We start from the raw sequence: 2,716 nt of genomic DNA, 5'->3' as shown, positions 1-2,716 counted from the left end.
CCCAGCGCCATGCCGCGCGCGGTCGTCGCCGGGCCGGGCGTCGCGCGCAAGCAATGGTCCAACCGCCCCGGCGCGCCGCGACCACCGCCGTGAAACTGTGGCAGCGCACCATCGGCGTGACGCATCGCGCGCAAAAGCGGGGCCAGTTCGGCGACCATGGCCATCAGTTGCGGCGGCGCCTCGATCTCGGCTTCGGCAGCAACCTCGACGGTCCAGACCAGCAAAGCGCAGGATTCCAAAAGCGCCTCGGGAGAGCGCGCCTCGGCCAGCAATTCCGGGCCCATTGCCTCGGCCTCTTCGGCAAGGGCGATCAGCGCGGGCATGACCAGATGCTCGGCCCCGCGCAAATACAGCGCGGCCACGGCCAGCCCGACCAGCGTTTCCAGCCGGGGGCGTCCATCCGGGCTAAGATGCCAGTTCTCGGCCAGAAAATTCACATGGGTTTCCAGCGCATCGAAATAAGGCGCGCTGGCGGCCCGGTCCAACCCCGGAAGGATCTGTCCCGAATGGAAAATCCAGCGCAAAAGCCGCTTTCCCGCAACCTCGGGCGCCCATTCAGGTGCCCCGTCATCCGCAATGGGATGATCGCCGATCCAGTCAAAGACGCGCTTTTGCGCCATGGCGCGCGCCGGATGAGTGGCCAAGGCGGCCAGATCATCCAACCAGCCAAAGCCATGCAATTCGGCGGCGACATTGGGCGGCTGAGGTCCGGCGGCAAAGGGATCACCCTTTAGGACATGCCCCGCCAATTGCAGCTCACCGCCCAGAATCTGGGCGCCGCGATCAAGGTTGCCGATCGCTTTAGGGTCAGGCCGACGCAGAAAGCCGCTGGTCGGGGTCTGGTTCGGAGGCATTTCGTTCATGGCCGCCCGGTCGCAAGGAGTATGCTAAGATTAGGTCGGGTCGGCAGAAATTCGCAAGCGCGCAATAAAGAATCCATCCATCCCGCCACGATCAGGCCAAAAGTCCGGGCGCAGGCGCAAATATCCCTCGGGGGTGATCCATTCGGGGTCCAGACCCGGCAGGTCGGGCCGCTCGACGACCAGATCGGGATTGCGGGCAAGCGCCGCGGCAATCTGATCCTCGCCCTCGGCAGGCAACAACGAGCAGGTCGCATAGACCAGCCGCCCGCCGGGCTTGATCATGCCCAAGGCGTGATCGATCAGATCGGCCTGCAGGCGTGTCAGCTCGCGGATACCGCTGCCATCACGGATCAGCGGCAAATCCGGGTGGCGGCGGATCGTTCCCGTGGCCGAGCATGGCGCGTCCAGCAAGACCGCATCCAGTTCATCCTCGACCTCGAAATCCAGCGCATCGCCGTTGACCAGCTTGGCCTTGAGCCGGCAGCGCGCAAGATTTTCAGCCACCCGCGCAAGGCGTTGCTGGGAAATGTCCAAAGCCGTGACATTGGCCCCTGCCGCAGCCAGTTGCAGCGTCTTGCCGCCCGGCGCGGCACAAAGATCGGCGATTTCCTCGCCGGGTTGGGCATCCAAGACCTTGGCGGCCAAAGATGCTGCCGCATCCTGCACCCACCAATCGCCGGTGGCATAGCCCGGCAAGGTGCTGACGCGCGCGCCAGTTGGCTGGCGGAACGATCCGGTGGGCAAAGCCTCGCCCGGGGCGGTCAAGCCGGGCTTTGCCGTCAGATCCAGCGGTGCGCCCAGTTCGTGGGCAGCTTCGATCTTGCGCGCAACCTCTTCGCCCCAGGCGGCCACGACGGGCTCTCGCAGCCAATCGGGCATTTCCTGCGGCTCAAGCGCGGCCCAAGCCTCGGTTTCGCCCGCAACTTTGCGCAGGACGGCATTGACCATGCCGGCGGCGGCAATGCCTTTGGGGCCCATGTCGCGCGCCAATGCGACGGCGGCATTGACGACGCCATGCGGTGCCTCGTTCAGGGCCAGCAGCTCGACCGTGGCCAGACGCAAAAGCATCAGGACCTCGGGGCGCGGGCGGCGCGCCAGATGTTTGTCAAGAATGGGCTCCAACCGGCCAACCCGGCGCAGGGTTTCCAGCGCAAGGCGTCGCGCCCTTGCGCGCTCTGCCGGCGAAAACCGTTCGATCAGATTGGCGGCCTCATCCAAGGTTGCGCCCGATTCGACGGCCTCGAGCAGGCGTAGCGCACCCTTTCGTGAACGATCGGGACGGCCCTCGCCTTTTCCTGCACCACGTTCTTTGCTTTCTGTCCGCCGCTTGTCCAACACGCACCCCTTGCCTAGATAGGTTCTGTGTAGCCCCAAGCGGAAGAAACCGCCATGACCGACCAACACCCGCTTCCACCCGCCGCCCAACGCGCCCTTGCCGAGGCAGCCGAGCGCCGCGCCAAGGCCAAACCGCTGGATCTGCCCGTCGAATTGGGCGGCCGCGATGGCCCAGAAGCGGTGCGTTACGGCGATTATGAACGCAAAGGCATTGCTGTCGACTTTTAATCGCCGCTTGGCCTTTGGCCGAAAGGGCGCGCTTGCCAGCGCATTGCCAAGATCTGCATCGCGTGGCTCGGGGCATGCCCCTGACGCCAGCTGCGCCTGATGCCGGTTTCTTTTGGGCCGTGAGGCCGTTGGCATCTGTCGCTTGCCCTTGCAGATCGCCCCTACAGATCACCCCCGCCCCACCCTGCCTCGGACAGCGCCTGACAGACCGGTGCGTCACGGGCGGCGCTTGTGCGGCGCTAGGTTACTTCCAAAGCCACGCCCAACCCGGATCGACCACGCCAAGACTA

General features: G+C 65.5%; 2 protein-coding genes and 1 pseudogene. 1 reads left to right on the top strand and 2 read right to left on the bottom strand.

What is annotated here, in order from left to right:
* A pseudogene (locus RTS12_RS20525) lies at nt 1-863 on the bottom strand (heparinase); the annotation flags it as partial.
* A gap of 30 nt (nt 864-893) precedes the next feature.
* A complete protein-coding gene (locus RTS12_RS20520; protein ID WP_312531980.1) occupies nt 894-2,198 on the bottom strand; it encodes an RsmB/NOP family class I SAM-dependent RNA methyltransferase in 1,305 nt (434 codons plus the stop codon).
* A 54-nt stretch (nt 2,199-2,252) separates the two neighbouring features.
* Here RTS12_RS20520 and RTS12_RS20515 point away from each other — a divergent pair, with 54 nt between their 5' ends.
* Nucleotides 2,253-2,426 carry a DUF1674 domain-containing protein gene (locus tag RTS12_RS20515; protein WP_312531978.1) on the top strand — a complete coding sequence of 58 codons (174 nt, stop codon included), beginning with the start codon at nt 2,253-2,255 and terminating at the stop codon, nt 2,424-2,426.
* The last annotated feature ends 290 nt before the right edge of the window (nt 2,427-2,716 follow it).

Source organism: Paracoccus sp. (in: a-proteobacteria) (assembly GCF_032007265.1).
Classification (GTDB): Bacteria; Pseudomonadota; Alphaproteobacteria; order Rhodobacterales; family Rhodobacteraceae; genus Paracoccus.
This window is presented reverse-complemented; position numbering and strand designations above follow the sequence as displayed.